We start from the raw sequence: 15,349 nt of genomic DNA, 5'->3' as shown, positions 1-15,349 counted from the left end.
CGATTCCTTCACAGGAGATGAGGATCGCCATCAATGAGCATCGCCGCAAACCTCGGTCCCGCCCTGGCGCTGGAGGTCGCAGATGCCGAAAGCATCGCCGAACTCCGGCATCAGGCCGAAGGCTGCACCCGCTGCGACCTCTATCGGAATGCGACGCAGATCGTGTTCGGTGAAGGGTCGGAAACGGCCGAGATCGTGCTTGTCGGTGAGCAGCCGGGTGACCGGGAAGATATCAGCGGCAGGCCTTTTGTCGGCCCAGCCGGCCATCTTCTCGACGTCTGTCTCGAGGAGGCCGGTCTCGACCGTCAACGGTGCTACGTCACCAATGCCGTCAAGCACTTCAAGTTCACGCCGCGCGGCAGACGGCGCCTGCATGCAAAACCCAATGCCGGCGAGATCCGGCGTTGCTCCTGGTGGCTCGGGGCGGAGCTCAACATCCTGCAGCCGAAACTCGTCGTGGCGCTGGGCGCAAGCGCTCTTTATGCGCTGCTCGGGCCGAAGGCGAAATTGACACCCGAGCGCGGCCACATCCTGCAACCGGCAAACCATCCGCCGGTTCTGGTGACCATCCACCCCTCCTTTCTCCTGCGAATCCGCGATGAGGCCGAACAGCACCGGCAACGCCGCGCGTTCGTGTCAGATCTGCACAGGGCGGCGGAATTTCAGTCTCGGTGAGTGCCGATTCTCAACCTTGATATGCTGCAATGCGAAATATTTGCGGTTGCAGCTCGATTTCACTTGAAACCGCGCCCCTCCTCTGGAACCATCCAAGCAGTATCGCGTTCGAACGACGGCATAATGTGACTGGAGATCAGCGATGGCAGAAACTCGGGAAGAGTGGATCAAGAAACGTGCATACGCCCTTTGGGAAGAAGAGGGCTATCCGACAGGGCGAGATTCCATCCATTGGGAACAGGCACGGCACGAGCGCGAAGCGCTCGAAGGCTCTGCTGCCTCGTCCAACGGCAAACAAGCCAAACCCAAACCGAAGAGCGCCGCAACGGCCACGAAACGTGCAGCACCAGGCGCCAAGACGAACGGCGTCGTCACGCCGGCGCCTAAGCGGACGGCAAGCCGCAAGACGGCGCCCTGAAAATTGGAATACCGATCGCATCGATAGGAAAGGGCGTCGCGGTGACGCCCTTCGGCCGTTCTTTGTCATATGGCTGAATTAGTTGTGATTTATGGAAATTGCAGGCGGGTTTTCCGCGCGGGGCGAATGAAGGCCGGGATGACGCTGCAAGCTCTGAGGCTTCCCAAAAAACTTATTCTTCGCCCACAGGCCGGGAACAAGACCATGCAAAAACGGTTTCTGGCGAAACGAGGGAAGCAGCCATGAACGACCGTATCGAAATGTTCTTCGTCACGCCTCTTCCGGCCCGCAATCGTGCCTCCAGCGCGGTCGTGTGAGCCATGGAAATATCGCTCCTGCTCATCGCCGCGCTGCTTTATCTCGGTCTTGCACTTGGGTTCATCCTGGTGGTCGACAATCTCGTCGGGCTGGTTTTCCGCGATCCCCGTTCGCCGCTGCAACTGCCCTCCTTCGACATCGCGCGCGCCTTCGCGGCGTCGCAAAAACTCTACCGGAAATAACGGTTGTCAGCCCGGCTATCGGACAGAGCGCGAACCACGGGCTGATAACGATATTTCGCCCAACCCTTACCTGCCTTCGCTAGCGTCTATGTTGAGGATGGTGAGCCGGAGGCGGCGCCCTTGGCCGAGTTCAGGCTGCAGTCGGCTTCATTGCAGGCGGCCAGCTGTGTGTCTCGGTTTTGCGCCGCGAAGCCCACGCATAGAGCGCGTCATAAATGACGAAGCCGTGCTTCAGGACCTCGTGATCGTCAGGCGTCACGTCCCGAAGCCCCATCGAGATTGCCAGCAGCCCTGCCGATTGCGGCGTGAGGTCGTGCCGGTCTGTGTCGGCGCCGCGGACGATGGCGGCGATGGTGACGATTGCCGGATCGCTGTCCAATCCGTGCTTGTCGACGAAGGTGTCGAAACTGCAACCCTCGCCCACATGCGTGTATTCGACGCCGGGCACATCGTAAGGCGTGGCTCCGGTCTCCTCTGCCACCTTGAGCACCTGGTCCGGCGGCACGAACAGGAATTCCGGTTCGTTGTCGATAAACCGCGCGATCAGCCAGGGGCAGGCGATACGGTCGATGACTGGACGTTCGCGGGTAACCCATTTCATCGCATTGACCTCCTTCAACGGTTTTCAGCGTTTGTGAACGGGACGGTCGGGCCGCCGATCGCATGCCAGGCTGCGATTCCGCCGGCGAGCGCTCGTGCGTCCAGGCCGCGACGGCGCAGTTCGGCGACGGCATCGCCGCTGACCTGGAAGCCGTAGATGCAGTAGACGACGATCGGCTTGTCCTGCGGCAGTTGGTCGGCCCAGCCGCCGATAGTCTCGGAAGGACGGGCGATGGCGTCCGGCAGCATATCGCTGCGCTTCGGCAGATCATCGGCGAGACAGACGTCGAGCACCACGAGGTCTTCCTTGCGTTGAAGTCGAGCGAGCAGGTCCTCCGGCGCGACGTCGTCCTGCCCCGCAGTTTCAATCTCAGAAATGTCGGCCAGCCGCTCGGTCAACCGCCGGAAACGAGCGCCGACACGCTCCCAATGGATGTTCTTCATGAAGGCATCGACATAGGCACCCGCCTTGGCGCCAAAATCGATATGATAGGCGTGCTCATACATGTCGAGCGCCAGGATCGGTACACTGCCGGCAAGACAGTTGGTATGGTCAGCCCCCCATTGGATCATGAGGCGCTGATAACGCTCCGACCACGCAAGAAGCGTCCAGCCGGAACCGCCCGCCTGCGCTTTGGCACAGGCCGTGAAGCGGGCGCGCCAATTGGCAACACTGCCAAAATCGCGCTCCAGCGCTTCGGCGAGACCGCCCGCCGCATCCCCGGAACCACCGAGCCCGTCGAAATAGATCTCGTGAAGGATTGCGGAGTTTGCCGCAATCAGCTCCTCCCGCTTCAGCCCATTGATGTCGAAGACCGGCGCCGCACTCCAGTCGAGCTCATCCAGCCGGCGCTCGATCGCATTCAGGCGTCGCACCGCGCCGCCGTAATTGTTCTCGTAGTGGCTGGCCAGCAGCCGCTCGGACAGCCCGTCGAGACGCGGCGGCTTGAAAGGTAGTGGCATGATCCGGTGCATGACGCGTCCTCGCTCGGGGTAATATGACCGCCCGCAACGCTACGCCTGAACTTCGAATGATACAAGTGTTGCTTTTTCACCTTTCGATGATACGGTATGAACATGATCGACCGCACCTCACCGGCGGAGCAACGCTGGCTGCTTCTGATTCACCAACTTCCGAGCAAGCCGGCCTACTTCCGGGTGAAGATCTGGCGTCGTCTTCAGCGCATAGGGGCGGTCGCCGTCAAAAGTACAGTCTATGCGCTGCCGGCAAACGCCGAGACGCAGGAGGATTTCGAATGGCTTTTGAAGGAGATCCTCGAAGGCGGTGGCGAGGCGATGGTTTGCGAGGCGCGCCTGATCGACGGCCTCTCCGACGCTCAGGTGCACGCACTGTTCGATGCGGCCCGCGACGAGGACTACGAGGCAATCGCAAACGAGGCACGGACGCTCTCAGCGCGGTTGGAGGCGACTAGGACAGCAGAGGAAAAGGCCGAGCTACGCTCGCAGCTCGGCCGTCTGCGCAAGCGGCTCTCCGACGTCACGGCGATCGATTTCTTCGGAGCGACCAGCCGCCTCTCGGCGGAAAGCTTGATCGTGGAACTTGAGAGCAGACTTGCAGAGGATATGGAGATGGTCAAAGAGGTTCCGAAAATGAGGCCGCTGGCCGCGGCCGATCTGAAGGAACGCGTATGGATTACTCGTAAGGGTGTGCACGTCGATCGAATTGCCTGCAGTTGGCTGATCCGCCGTTTCATCGATCCCGATGCGGTCATTCGCTTCGTGCCGGGCAAGGGCTATATCCCGAATGCCGGCGAAATTCGCTTCGACATGTTCGAGGGCGAGATCACCCATGAAGGCGATCGCTGCAGTTTCGAGGTCCTGCTCGCTAGGGCTGGGATTACGGATCCAGCACTCCAGGCGATCGCCGAGATCGTTCACGACATCGATCTGAAGGATGCGAAGTTCGGACGCGAGGAGACGACCGGCATCGCCAGCTTGATTGCCGGGATCTGCGCAGCCCAGCCGCAGGACGAGCAACGGATCGTCCACGGCGGGCCGGTCTTCGACAACCTCCACCAATATTTCCGCGCAAAGCGTGGCTGACACACGGAAAGCAACCATGAATCAGATCGAGAGCGTCGACCCCACCCCCGTTCACCGCGTTGATGGGCCCTCGCATGGGATTTCATTTGGCGAAGCAGTTCGCGTCTGGGCGCGCGTGGCCGCCCTGAGCTTCGGCGGTCCCGCCGGACAGATTGCGATGATGCATCGCATCATCGTCGAGGAGAAGCGCTGGATCGGCGAAACGCGATTCCTGCACGCGCTGAACTATTGCACGTTGTTGCCCGGGCCGGAGGCACAGCAGCTTGCAATCTATATCGGCTGGCTGCTGCACAAGACCAAAGGCGGCCTGGTGGCGGGGACCTTGTTCGTGCTGCCCGGCGTCGTCGTCATTATGGCGCTGAGCTGGATCTATGCCATTTTCGGCAATGTCGGGGCCGTCCAGGCGCTGTTCTTCGGATTGAAGGCCGCGGTGCTGGCGATCGTGCTCGAGGCCGTCCTGCGTATTGGCAAGCGGGCCCTCAGGAACAATGTGATGATCGGTCTCGCCGTTGCCGCGTTCCTTGCTCTCTTCCTGTTTCACGCCCCCTTCCCGCTTGTGGTCCTGGTTGCGGGCGTCGTGGGCTATATCGGTGGCCAGGCCGGCTGGAAAGCGTTCCAGGCGGGCAATGGCCACGGTAAGGTCGGGAGCAAACAGGTGGCCGACGCCGATAGTCTTCTCGGCGAAGACACCCCCGCCCACGCCCGCCCGCCAGCCAGCTGGTCTCTCAAGGTGGCCGCGGTCGGGTTGCTGCTCTGGGGCGGGCCTGTCTTTGCCCTGCTGCTTTTTCTCGGACAGGGCAACGTCTTCACCGATATCTCGATCTTCTTCTCGAAAATGGCGATGGTCACGTTCGGCGGCGCCTATGCCGTCCTGTCCTACGTCGCCCAACAGGCGGTGGAACAATACCACTGGCTGAAGCCCGGTGAGATGCTCGACGGCCTCGGCATGGCCGAGACCACGCCCGGCCCGCTGATCATGGTGACGCAGTTCGTCGGTTTCATGGGCGCCTATCGCGCGCCGGGTTTCCTCGATCCGTTGCTGGCCGGCACGCTGGGCGGCCTGTTGACCACCTGGGTGACCTTCGTCCCCTGCTTTCTCTGGATCTTCCTAGGCGCGCCGTTCATGGAGACGATGCGCAATAACAAGGCGCTCTCCGCAGCGCTGGCGGCAATCACCGCGGCCGTCGTCGGGGTCATTTTGAACCTTGCGGTATGGTTCGCGCTGCATGTGCTGTTCGGCGAACTCCAGGCAGCGCGCGGCTTAGGGATGGCCGTCGATCTCCCGGGGCTGAGTTCCGTCAACGTCCCGTCGCTGATCCTGACAGTCGGCGCCGTCATCGCCGTGTTCCGCTTCAAGGTCGGTATGCTGACCGTGCTCGCAGCCTGCGCGATCCTCGGGCTTCTCTACGGTCTGTTCGTCGGGTGGGTGTAAAGCGCGAACTAGAGCCTTTACGGGTTAGATTGAAGCATTCTGCCGGAGCAGGTTTTCGTCAGGGCAAGGGCGATTGGCGAAGGGCATACCCCAAGGTACGTCCGAGCCGATCGCCTTTGATCCTGGCGGAAACATGCCCGGCCCTCCGGGTTGGCTGAAACGGGCCGGCTGATCGACCATCCGACTCCGTTTGAGCCAACAGAATGCTTCAAGCTAACCCGGAAAGGCTCTCATTGAAGCAGGTGAGGAATGCGCAGCACTCGGCCGATCACATGGCTCTTCGCAGCCCGCTCTTTGCGCGACTTCGGCGACGGGTTCGTCGCCATCCTGTTGCCGGTGTATCTGCTGGCTCTCGGATTCTCACCCTTAGAGGTCGGTCTCATCGCCACGGCATCGCTTTTTGGCTCTGCGCTCCTGACCATCGTCATTGGATTTCTTGGCGCGCGTCATGATCTCCGCCACCTGCTTCTGGCGGCCGCTGGCCTGATGGTCGCCACCGGTATCGCCGTGCCGATGGTCAACGATTATGGGTTGCTGCTGGTGGTCGCGTTTGCCGGCACGATCAATCCTTCGGCCGGCAGCGTGAGCATCTTCGTGCCCCTTGAGCATGCAGTCCTTGCCCGCGAAGCGACCAGCGCGGATCGGACGAGGATGTTCGCCCGTTATAGCCTCGTCGGGGCGCTCGCAAGTGCCGGCGGCGCACTCGCCGCGGCGCTGCCTGACGTAATGACTCGGTTAGGGATTGCGCAACTGACTTCGATCAAGCTGATGTTCATTGCCTATGCGCTGGCCGGCATTCTCGGTGGCCTTTTCTATGCTCGCATTCCGCCTCGCCCGGTGAAACACGACGCCGATAATCCGGCGGCACTCGGACCTTCACGCGCCATCGTCCTGAAGCTTGCAGCCCTCTTCAGTCTCGATGCTTTCGCGGGAGGTTTCGTGGTGCAGTCCCTGCTCGCGCTGTGGCTGTTCGGACGATTCGATCTCTCGCTCTCCGAGGCCGGACTATTTTTCTTTTGGACCGGAGTGCTGTCGGCGTTCTCGTTTCCTGTCGCCGCCTGGCTGTCGAAGCGGGTTGGACTCGTCAACACCATGGTGTTCACCCACATTCCGTCCAGCATTGCCCTTGGCCTCGCCGCATTCGCACCCACCTTGCCCCTCACCATCACATTGCTGCTCATTCGAGCGGCGCTCTCGCAGATGGATGTGCCGACCCGCTCTTCCTACGTGATGGCTGTTGTCACCGAGGCGGAGCGGGCCGCGGCCGCAAGCTTCACGTCGGTGCCCCGAAGTTTGGCCGCGGCGGCCAGCCCTGCCCTCGCAGGCGCTCTCTTCGCTGCATCCTATCGGGCTTGGCCGCTCCTTATCTGCGCCTCACTGAAAATTACCTATGACCTGCTGCTGCTATGGCAGTTCCGGCACCTCAAACCGCCTGAGGAAGGTTAGCCGTCCGCGCTGCCGCGGCTGGCGGGCGTCGAGATTGACGGCCTTCCCTTTCGGATGCAAGAGCCGGAAGGGCATCATCACCGACTTGTCCCGGAGGCGGTCGTCGGCGTAAAGTCAGCCACCTTCCCCTCGGAAGGCTCGAGACATGAACACAATGACCGAACCGCAGACCCACGACACCCATCCGGAGATTGTCAAGCGCCTGACGCGGGCCGAGGTCACCCGGAGAGCGTCATCGATGAATGAGAGAGGCAAGCCGTACCTCGAGATCGCGCAGCAACTGCCTGCCGTCGAGAAGGCAATCGTCAACACCAAGCGAACACTGATCCAGGACCATCTCGACCATTGCCTCGAGAAGACCCTCGGGGCGCTTCCGCGCGACACGCGGCAGTCGATCGACGGGTTCAAGACGATCACTAAGTATCTCTGACGGCATGGCCGACCTTTTGGCCTATTTGGGATTGTTCGCGACGGCTTTTGGAGCTGCGACTATCCTTCCAATGCAGTCGGAAGCTGTCCTTGTCGGCCTCCTCCTGTCCGAGAAGTTCTCCGCCTTCTGGCTCGTTGTTGTCGCCAGTATCGGCAACGTCCTGGGGGCGCTGGCGAACTGGCTGCTCGGTCGCGGCATCGAACGCTTCCGGGAGAAACGCTGGTTTCCCGTCGGTCCGGTGGCACTTGACCGGGCGCAGCTATGGTATCGCCGCTTTGGAAAGTGGTCGCTGCTCGGAAGCTGGCTGCCGATCGTCGGCGACCCGATCACTGTTGTGGCTGGTCTCCTGCGAGAGCCGCTGTCAACATTTCTGCTGCTGGTGACCGTCGCCAAGGTCGGACGCTATCTCGCGCTCGCAGCCGCCACCACCGGGCTAGCCTGATGTTCCAGCAGATCGTCGACATCCAGCGGGAAATCTATCTGACCTTCGCAGGCCATATAAAGGACTACGCCGCTGGCGGCGGGTGGCAGTCGTTCCTGGCATTCCTGCCGATGGGAATTGTCTTCGGAGCCGTCCATGCGATGACGCCCGGCCACAGCAAATCCGTGCTTGCCACCTATCTCGCTGGATCCTCGACCCAGGCGCATAAGGCTCTTCTGGTGTCGCTCGCGCTTTCCTTCACCCACGTCACAATGGCGGTCGTGATCGCGCTGTTCGCCCTTCCCTTGGTCTCTCACTCCTTCGTCGACGCTGGATCGTCTCCGGCGCTCGAGGTCGTCAGCCGCGGACTGCTGGGCATCATCGGCGTCTGGATGGTGCTGACCGCCGTCATCAGGCACAGTCACGCGCATGCTGAGGGCGAAGGCCTGCTGATGGGATTTGCCGCCGGCCTGGTACCGTGCCCGCTCACCCTGTTCGTGATGACGTTCGCGATGATCCACCAGGTCGTCGTTACGGGCCTGCTGTTTGCCGCCACCATGATGATGGGCGTCGCTCTGACCTTGTCCGCGGTCGCTCTCCTCACCGTGGTCTTCCGCGACCGCATCTCCTATTTGATGAGAAAGCATCCGCAATTGCTGGCCTTCGTCTCGCGGGCGACGGGCGGTCTGGCTGGCCTTGTGCTTGTGGCGATCGCCGCGGTCGAGATAGCGAACTGGGGGGCAGTGCAATGAGGATAAGAGCGATGCGAGGACTTCCTATTTTGCTTGGCTTCGCGGCAATCGTGTTCGCGCCTCTCGGCGGCGCCCTTGCGGACGACGGTCGGTCTTCGTTCGACCGCTTCGCCGACCGCTGCCTTGACCGCGGGCCGCAGTATGATCGCGCCGTCGCTCTCGCCCGTCGAAACAACTGGCCGGCGCTTGCTGCCGACTTGGTACTGAGCATCCTTCCTCTTTCGGAACCCGTGGCATTCGAGGGCTGGAGCATCGGGGCGGGCAGCGAGGCGCCCTTCGAGGCACTGGTAGTCGGGAGGGGAATGATCGGCGATAAGCTAGTCGAGAGTTGCACGACGGCTTTCGCGGGGGCCGATGCCGCAAGCTTCGAGCGCAGCCTTGTTTCGACAAGGGCGGCAAATCCATCCGGCGAGCAGAACGGCGAAGGACGTGTCCGCAAGTTCTTCACGATCGAGCGCGATGGGTTTAAGGAGGCGGTGACGCTCGACCTTCCCATCTACCCTAACGGCAGCGACGAGGTGCTCGCGAGCGTCGTCGCAGAGCAGCAGATCGAGAACTGAACTTTTCCGGGCTTGACAGAGCGGTCGTGCTTTAAGGACAAGGGGCTGCGTTTCTGGCCGAAAGTGGCTCTGGGCGCTTGGACGCGATCTATTCAGCATGCGACATCGGCCGCGCCTTCGCAGCGTCGCAAAAAGGAAGCCGGTGCCCACGTTAGGCTAGAACGTGTGGGCGACAACGATATTACGGCCGAACCCTTTCCCTGCCATCGCAAGCCTCTATGTTGACGTTGGACGAACTGAACCCCTACGGCGGCGGCGCCATCTATTCGGAGGCGCAAAGGATGCTGTAGAACATTGATTTGCTGCCGCTCATACCGCGCGGCGGGCGACAGGGAAGCGGTTTCGAATGAGAAGCGTCGGCAACGGCTGGCCAAGAGGCGGCGGCGAAATCGGCGAATTGTTGCGGCATCCGGCCTTTGACGCCGTCGGTCTCGGACCGGTCGAAAGCTGGCCAGCTTCTCTCAAGCCTATCGCCGAGATGGTATTGAACTCGCGCCAGCCGAAATTCGTTGCCTGGGGTCCGGATCTCGCCTTTCTCTACAATGATGCCTACGTGCCTGTTTTCCCTGACCGGCATCCTGCCGCATTGGGAAGACCCTTCCGCGAGGTTTGGGCGGATATCTGGGAGCAATTCTCGCCGATCGTGGCCAGCACGCTCCAAGGCAGGCCGCAGCTCTTCAAAGAGCTGCTCATCCCGATGCGTCGCGACGGCCGCACCGAGGATACCTGGTTCACCTTCTCGTATACGCCGCTGCGCGACGATGACGGCACCATCGCCGGCATACTCTGCGCAACCCTCGACGTCACCGACCAGGTGGCGGCCAAACGGGGCGAGAAGCTGGCGCTGGAAGAACTGCGCGCCAAATCGGATGCGCTTGCAGTCGTGAACCGGGCCGGCGCCGCTATCACTGTCGAGCCTGATGTCGAACGTCTGACCCAGATTGTCGTCGATGCCGGCGTGACGCTGACAGGCGCCGAATTCGGCGCTTTCTTCTACAATGTCGATGATGGCGAGGGCGGCAGCTATATGCTTTACGCGCTCTCCGGCGTCGACCGTAAAAACTTCGAGAAATTCCCGATGCCACGAAATACCAAAGTTTTTGAGCCGACCTTCAGCGGCCAAGGCATCGTGCGCTCCGACGATATCCTGCTCGACCCGCGCTACGGCCAGAATCCCCCGCATTCCGGCATGCCGAACGGGCATCTGCCGGTCAGGAGCTACCTTGCCGTGCCGGTGAAATCGCGCGACGGCAGCGTCATCGGCGGCTTGTTCTTCGGCCATTGCCAGCCCGGCCGGTTTTCCCAGGCAGCGGAGGCAAGCCTCGTGAGCCTCGCCGGCCAATCGGCTGTCGCGATCGACAATATCCGGCTCTTCCGTGCCGCCAAAATCGAAATCGACCAGCGCCGTCACATGGAAGATCAGCTGCGCAAACTCAACGAAATGCTTGAGGTCCGGGTCGCGGCCGAGATTGCCGACCGCCAGCAGGCCGAAGCGGCGCTCCAGCAGTCGCAGAAGATGGAATCGATCGGCAAGCTCACGGGCGGCGTTGCTCATGACTTCAACAATTTGCTGCAGGTGATCTCCGGCAATCTGCAGCTTCTCGGTAAAGACGTGGCGGAGAACAGCCGGGCCAAGGAGCGCATTTCGAATGCACTGGCCGCCGTCGAACGCGGCTCGCGGCTGGCAAGCCAGCTGCTTGCATTCGGCCGCCGCCAGCCGCTGGAACCGAAGGTCGTCAACATCGGCCGCCTTGTCACAGGAATGGATGATATGCTGCGTCGCGCGCTCGGCGAGGAAATTGAAGTCGAGACGATCGTTTCAGGCGGCCTCTGGAACACCTTCGCCGATCCAGCCCAGATCGAGAACGCCCTGCTCAACCTCGCGATCAACTCGCGCGACGCAATGGATGGCGTCGGCAAGCTGACGATCGAGGTCGGCAACGCCTTCCTCGATGATTCCTACAGCCGCACCCATCCCGAGGTGAAGGCCGGCCAATATGTCGTGCTCGCCGTCACCGATACAGGTTCCGGCATGACGCAGGAGGTGATGGAGCAGGCTTTCGAGCCATTCTTCTCCACGAAACCGGAAGGCAAAGGCACCGGTCTCGGCCTGTCTATGGTTTACGGCTTCGTCAAGCAGTCCGGCGGTCACGTGAAGATCTATAGCGAGATCGGCGAAGGTACGACCGTCAAACTCTACCTCGCCCGCTCGTTCCGCAGCGAGGATCGCGCCACGGCCGCCGACGCCGCGCCGGCAACCGGTGGGACTGAAACCATCCTTGTCGCCGAGGACGACGAGGGCGTTCGCGCCACGGTCATCGAGATGCTCTCGGATCTCGGCTATTACGTACTGAAGGCGAAGGATGCGCAAAGCGCCCTCACCGTCATCGAGAGCGGCGCGCATATCGACCTGCTCTTTACCGACGTCGTCATGCCCGGACCCTTGCGAAGCCCGGAGCTTGCTCGCATGGCACGACAGCGCCTGCCCGACATCGCCGTGCTCTACACCTCGGGTTATACGGAAAACTCGATCGTCCATGGCGGCAGGCTCGATCCGGGCCTGGAGCTGCTCTCCAAGCCCTATACGCGCGAGGAACTCGCCCGCAAGATCCGCCAGGTGCTGGCCAACCGGCCGCAACGCGACCAGGCGGACGCCAATGTACCGGTGTGGAATGCAACGCATTCTAATGCGAAGCTACCAGGAACAGGCAGAAAGCTGAAGCTGCTGCTCGTGGAAGATGACGCCTTCATTCGCATGGATACAGCAGAGATCCTGCAGGATCTGGGTTATGACGTTATCGAGGCCGATAGCGGCGAACTCGGCGTGGACATCCTCGGTCACACGATCGTCGACGTCATCGTCGTGGATGTCGGCCTGCCCGGCATGTCAGGGTCGGCCTTTGCCGCCAGGGCTCGGGAGGCTTTCCCATCCATCGGTCTCGTCTTCGCCACCAGCGATAGCGACCTGCCCGACGCCGATCGCTTCTCCGGCTCAGTGCTGCTGACGAAACCATATAATAGCGCTGCGCTCGACAGAGCGGTCAAGACCGCCATCCAGCAGCAGTTTCCGTGAAAAGCTGAACCACTCTAAACCGCGGCGTCAAACTCGGGATATTTGCGCATCAGGTCGCCCTCGCTGGTGCAGCTGTCGTCGCGCGCCGTCAATTCAATCGAGATCGCGTCGGAGGTATCGAGACGACCGCCGTGATGATCGACATCATGGTGATGACTGCCGCCATCGTGATGACTGCCGCCATCGTGATAGACGGGAATGCGGGCGCCGCTCTGGCTGACAAGCACCGCATCCCTCTTGAAGCCCCTCTGCAGCAGCCAGTCGCGAGGCGCCATCAGGCGGATATCGACCTCGTAGGAGTGTCCCCTCCCTTCCTTGAAGCTGACGGTATAGGTGACCGGCGATACCTGGCCGTTCACGTCGATCGCGCCGTTTCCATCGGCTTTGACGATGTGTTTTTCCATGTCCTCGGCTCCTTGCTGTATGCAGCTTATGCAGACTTTCGCAGCGAAAACCTGACAAAACGGGCTCTTGTTCCGAAATCCGGGACAATGATCCTCAGGGAACTTTTGGACTTCGCACCGGTTGGATTCTTTTACAAACCGCGTTCGATCGCTTTGCAAATGACAGGAGGCGAAGATGCCGCGAGGAGACAAATCCGACTATACCGACAAGCAGAAGCGCAAGGCCGAGCACATCGAGGAAAGCTACGAGGAGCGCGGCGTCTCTGAGAAGGAAGCCGAAAGGCGTGCCTGGGCGACGGTCAACAAGGAAAGCGGCGGCGGCAACAAATCCGGTTCCGGCCGCGGCAAGAAAGATACGCATGAATCTTCCAAAAAGGGCGGCAAGGCCGGCGGCGCTGCGTCCGCGGCACGCTCGAAGGAGGAACGGTCCGCTTCCGCCAAGAAGGCGGCCGCGACACGAAAGCGTAACGAGCACCACAGCCATCATTAGGATCGGCAGGCATCAGCGGATCGCCAGCCTGATGCGGCAAGGGGATTTCCGATATGGCCAAATCGAAGAAGAAATGGTCGCAGGACGTTACTGAACGCAGCGACGCGATGGACCTGAAGGAAGGCGTATTCAAATCGGACGATCCGAAAAAGATCGCCCGGTCGATCAAGCGTTCCGCCGAAGAGAGCGATCGCCGCAAGTCGAGCCCGTTTCGCGCTGCCATGTCGATGCTGACCTTCTACATCAACCGCGCCGGCGAGCAGCTGTCGAAAAAGCGGCGCGGCACCCTTGAAAAAGCCAAGGACGAACTGCGAAAAGACTTCGGTCGTCAACCGAGGCGTTGAGCATGGCATATGAGCTTTATTATTGGGACGGCATTCAAGGCCGCGGTGAATTTGTGCGCTTGGCGCTGGAAGAAGCCGGCGCCGACTATATCGACGTCACGCGTCAGCCCGGGCGGGGAACAGGCGCCATGCTCGAGATCATGAAGAGCGAAGCCGAGCCGCACATCCCCTTCGCTCCGCCCTTCCTGAAGGACGGCGACCTCCTAATCTCGCATGTCGCCAATATCCTGTTTTACCTCGGGCCGAAGCTCAGCCTCGCGCCAGAGGACGAAAGCCTCCGCTATGTCGCCAACTGCCTGCAGCTCACCATCACCGACTTCGTGGCCGAAGTGCACGATACGCACCACCCGATCGACGTCTCGCTTTATTACGAAGACCAGAAGCAGGAAGCCAAAGCCCGCTCGGCCGCCTTCATCCGGGACCGCATTCCAAAATTCCTCGGTTATTTCGAACGTGTGCTGACGCGCAATACGAAAGGGACCGAACATATGGTCGGCAATGCGCTCACCTATGTCGACCTCTCGCTCTTTCAGGTAATCGAGGGCCTCACCTACGCCTTTCCGAATGCCATGGCGAACAGCATGGCGGAATACCCTGCTCTCCTTGCCCTGCATGATTCGGTGGCCAAGCGCCCGAACATCGCCCGCTATCTCGCCTCTCCTCGCCGCCTCGCCTTCAATGAGGAGGGGATTTTCAGGCATTACCCGGATCTAGACGCCGCGAGATGAGGTCCCTCGGTCTCGCGTATGAGGAAATCAAGCAGCCTGTTTTCTTCGGCCCGCAGCCCCCGCAGCGGCTCGTTGCCGCCTTCGATCAAAGGATGATCATTGCCGGCCAGAGCGATGATTGCCGGATGGATATAGCTCGAGCGTGAGATCGCAGGCGTATTGTGCAGCGCCTCGGCCGCAGCTTCCGACATCTCCTTCACAGTCGGGCGGCCGCCGCTGACGATCCTTTCGCGGGCCGCACCGAAGGCTGCCAGCGATCCAGCCCAGGTGCGGAACGTCTTGGCGGAGATCGGAATGCCCGATATTTCGGCCAAATAGGCATTCAGCCGGCCGGAATCGACCGGTTTCAGCGCGCCGCTTTCATCCTTCCAGACGAAGAGCTGGCGGCCGGGCAGGTCGGAAATCTCTTCGAGGATTTTCTGCAGCCTGGGATGCTTGAGGCTTCGCTGGACGCGCTTGCCGCCCTTGGCGCGGAATTTGAGCTCGATCCGCCCGTCGACGATCTTCAGATGCCGTTTCAGCAGGGTCGTCGCCCCATAGGTGCCGTTCTCCCTGACATAAGCCTGGTTCCCGACGCGCAGATGCGCCTCATCGAGCAGCGTCGTCAAAGCCGCCAGCACGCCGTTGACATCCTCAGCACCGGTGTCGAGATGGCGCAAGACGGCGCGGCGGATCTTCGGCAGTGCCTGACCGAATTCGATCAGCTGGTAGAACTTCCCGGCACTGCGGAAGGATTGCCAGTCCTTGTGATAGCGGTATTGTTTGCGCCCGCGCGCATCGATGCCGGTCGCCTGCAGATGACCGTTCTCGTAGAGACAGATCCAGACGTTCTCGTAGGCCGGCGGCAGGCCGAGCGCGCCGATGCGCGCCCGCTGCACCTCATCGGAAAGCGTCGTTCCGTCCGGCATCACATAGCTGAAGCCCTTGCCTTTCCTTCGCCTGCGGATGCCCGGTTCGGTATCGCTGACATAGATCAGGCCAAGTTCGGTGATGGCGTCGGCATTCATGCTGT

18 protein-coding genes are annotated in these 15,349 nt (G+C 61.4%); 14 read left to right on the top strand and 4 right to left on the bottom strand.

The window, feature by feature from the left end; all coding sequences use genetic code 11:
• Positions 1-33: 33 nt before the first annotated feature.
• From J2J98_RS24860 to J2J98_RS24850, 3 genes are all read left to right on the top strand, one after another.
• On the top strand, positions 34-675 hold the full coding sequence (locus tag J2J98_RS24860; protein WP_207603765.1) for a UdgX family uracil-DNA binding protein: 642 nt from the start codon (positions 34-36) through the stop codon (positions 673-675).
• A 142-nt stretch (positions 676-817) separates the two neighbouring features.
• Positions 818-1,093 carry a DUF2934 domain-containing protein gene (locus tag J2J98_RS24855; protein WP_064707215.1) on the top strand — a complete coding sequence of 92 codons (276 nt, stop codon included), beginning with the start codon at positions 818-820 and terminating at the stop codon, positions 1,091-1,093.
• A gap of 320 nt (positions 1,094-1,413) precedes the next feature.
• Positions 1,414-1,593, top strand: coding sequence for a hypothetical protein (locus tag J2J98_RS24850; protein ID WP_064713367.1), 180 nt, complete (start codon positions 1,414-1,416; stop codon positions 1,591-1,593).
• 130 nt (positions 1,594-1,723) lie between these two features.
• Here the strand turns inward: J2J98_RS24850 and J2J98_RS24845 are convergent, their stop codons facing one another.
• Both J2J98_RS24845 and J2J98_RS24840 read right to left on the bottom strand, forming a co-directional pair.
• A complete protein-coding gene (locus J2J98_RS24845) occupies positions 1,724-2,194 on the bottom strand; it encodes a chromate resistance protein ChrB domain-containing protein (protein WP_064713449.1) in 471 nt (156 codons plus the stop codon).
• Positions 2,195-2,208: 14 nt separating this feature from the next.
• Positions 2,209-3,168 (bottom strand): Fe-Mn family superoxide dismutase, encoded by a 960-nt coding sequence (locus J2J98_RS24840; protein ID WP_207603764.1) that lies wholly within the window; start codon positions 3,166-3,168, stop codon positions 2,209-2,211.
• Between the two features lie 96 nt (positions 3,169-3,264).
• Between J2J98_RS24840 and J2J98_RS24835 the strand changes: the two genes are divergently transcribed.
• The 8 genes from J2J98_RS24835 to J2J98_RS24800 all read left to right on the top strand — a co-directional run bounded on the left by J2J98_RS24835 (position 3,265) and on the right by J2J98_RS24800 (position 12,371).
• Entirely contained in the window at positions 3,265-4,257 is a 993-nt protein-coding gene (locus J2J98_RS24835) for a chromate resistance protein ChrB domain-containing protein (protein ID WP_245296653.1), read from the top strand.
• Between the two features lie 16 nt (positions 4,258-4,273).
• Positions 4,274-5,689, top strand: a complete 1,416-nt coding sequence (chrA, locus tag J2J98_RS24830) for a chromate efflux transporter (protein ID WP_207603763.1) — start codon at positions 4,274-4,276, stop codon at positions 5,687-5,689.
• A gap of 249 nt (positions 5,690-5,938) precedes the next feature.
• On the top strand, positions 5,939-7,135 hold the full coding sequence (locus tag J2J98_RS24825; protein WP_207603762.1) for an MFS transporter: 1,197 nt from the start codon (positions 5,939-5,941) through the stop codon (positions 7,133-7,135).
• Positions 7,136-7,289: 154 nt separating this feature from the next.
• Positions 7,290-7,565 carry a metal-sensing transcriptional repressor gene (locus J2J98_RS24820; protein WP_197491990.1) on the top strand — a complete coding sequence of 92 codons (276 nt, stop codon included), beginning with the start codon at positions 7,290-7,292 and terminating at the stop codon, positions 7,563-7,565.
• Positions 7,566-7,569: 4 nt separating this feature from the next.
• Positions 7,570-8,007, top strand: coding sequence for a YqaA family protein (locus J2J98_RS24815; protein WP_064713364.1), 438 nt, complete (start codon positions 7,570-7,572; stop codon positions 8,005-8,007).
• Positions 8,007-8,738, top strand: coding sequence for a HoxN/HupN/NixA family nickel/cobalt transporter (locus J2J98_RS24810; RefSeq protein WP_207603761.1), 732 nt, complete (start codon positions 8,007-8,009; stop codon positions 8,736-8,738). Before J2J98_RS24815 ends, J2J98_RS24810 begins: the two co-directional genes overlap by 1 nt.
• Positions 8,739-8,749: 11 nt before the next feature.
• Positions 8,750-9,298: a hypothetical protein gene (locus J2J98_RS24805; RefSeq protein WP_138395717.1), complete on the top strand. Its 549-nt coding sequence runs from the start codon at positions 8,750-8,752 to the stop codon at positions 9,296-9,298.
• A gap of 346 nt (positions 9,299-9,644) precedes the next feature.
• Positions 9,645-12,371 (top strand): hybrid sensor histidine kinase/response regulator, encoded by a 2,727-nt coding sequence (locus J2J98_RS24800; RefSeq protein ID WP_207603760.1) that lies wholly within the window; start codon positions 9,645-9,647, stop codon positions 12,369-12,371.
• 14 nt (positions 12,372-12,385) lie between these two features.
• On the opposite strand, the gene J2J98_RS24795 is transcribed toward J2J98_RS24800, so the two are convergent.
• Entirely contained in the window at positions 12,386-12,775 is a 390-nt protein-coding gene (locus J2J98_RS24795) for a hypothetical protein (protein ID WP_207603759.1), read from the bottom strand.
• Between the two features lie 175 nt (positions 12,776-12,950).
• Here J2J98_RS24795 and J2J98_RS24790 point away from each other — a divergent pair, with 175 nt between their 5' ends.
• From J2J98_RS24790 to J2J98_RS24780, 3 genes are read left to right on the top strand one after another with little or no spacing between them, the layout of a single operon-like run.
• A complete protein-coding gene (locus J2J98_RS24790; protein ID WP_064707223.1) occupies positions 12,951-13,265 on the top strand; it encodes a hypothetical protein in 315 nt (104 codons plus the stop codon).
• Between the two features lie 53 nt (positions 13,266-13,318).
• Positions 13,319-13,609, top strand: coding sequence for a DUF3175 domain-containing protein (locus tag J2J98_RS24785; RefSeq protein WP_207603758.1), 291 nt, complete (start codon positions 13,319-13,321; stop codon positions 13,607-13,609).
• Between the two features lie 2 nt (positions 13,610-13,611).
• Positions 13,612-14,337: a glutathione S-transferase gene (locus J2J98_RS24780; RefSeq protein ID WP_207603757.1), complete on the top strand. Its 726-nt coding sequence runs from the start codon at positions 13,612-13,614 to the stop codon at positions 14,335-14,337.
• Here the strand turns inward: J2J98_RS24780 and J2J98_RS24775 are convergent.
• Entirely contained in the window at positions 14,310-15,344 is a 1,035-nt protein-coding gene (locus J2J98_RS24775) for a DNA topoisomerase IB (RefSeq protein ID WP_064707226.1), read from the bottom strand. The two genes, J2J98_RS24780 and J2J98_RS24775, sit on opposite strands and share 28 nt — an antisense overlap.
• Positions 15,345-15,349: the final 5 nt, after the last annotated feature.

It is taken from the genome of Rhizobium bangladeshense (genome assembly GCF_017357245.1).
Classification (GTDB): Bacteria; Pseudomonadota; Alphaproteobacteria; order Rhizobiales; family Rhizobiaceae; genus Rhizobium; species Rhizobium bangladeshense.
This window is presented reverse-complemented; position numbering and strand designations above follow the sequence as displayed.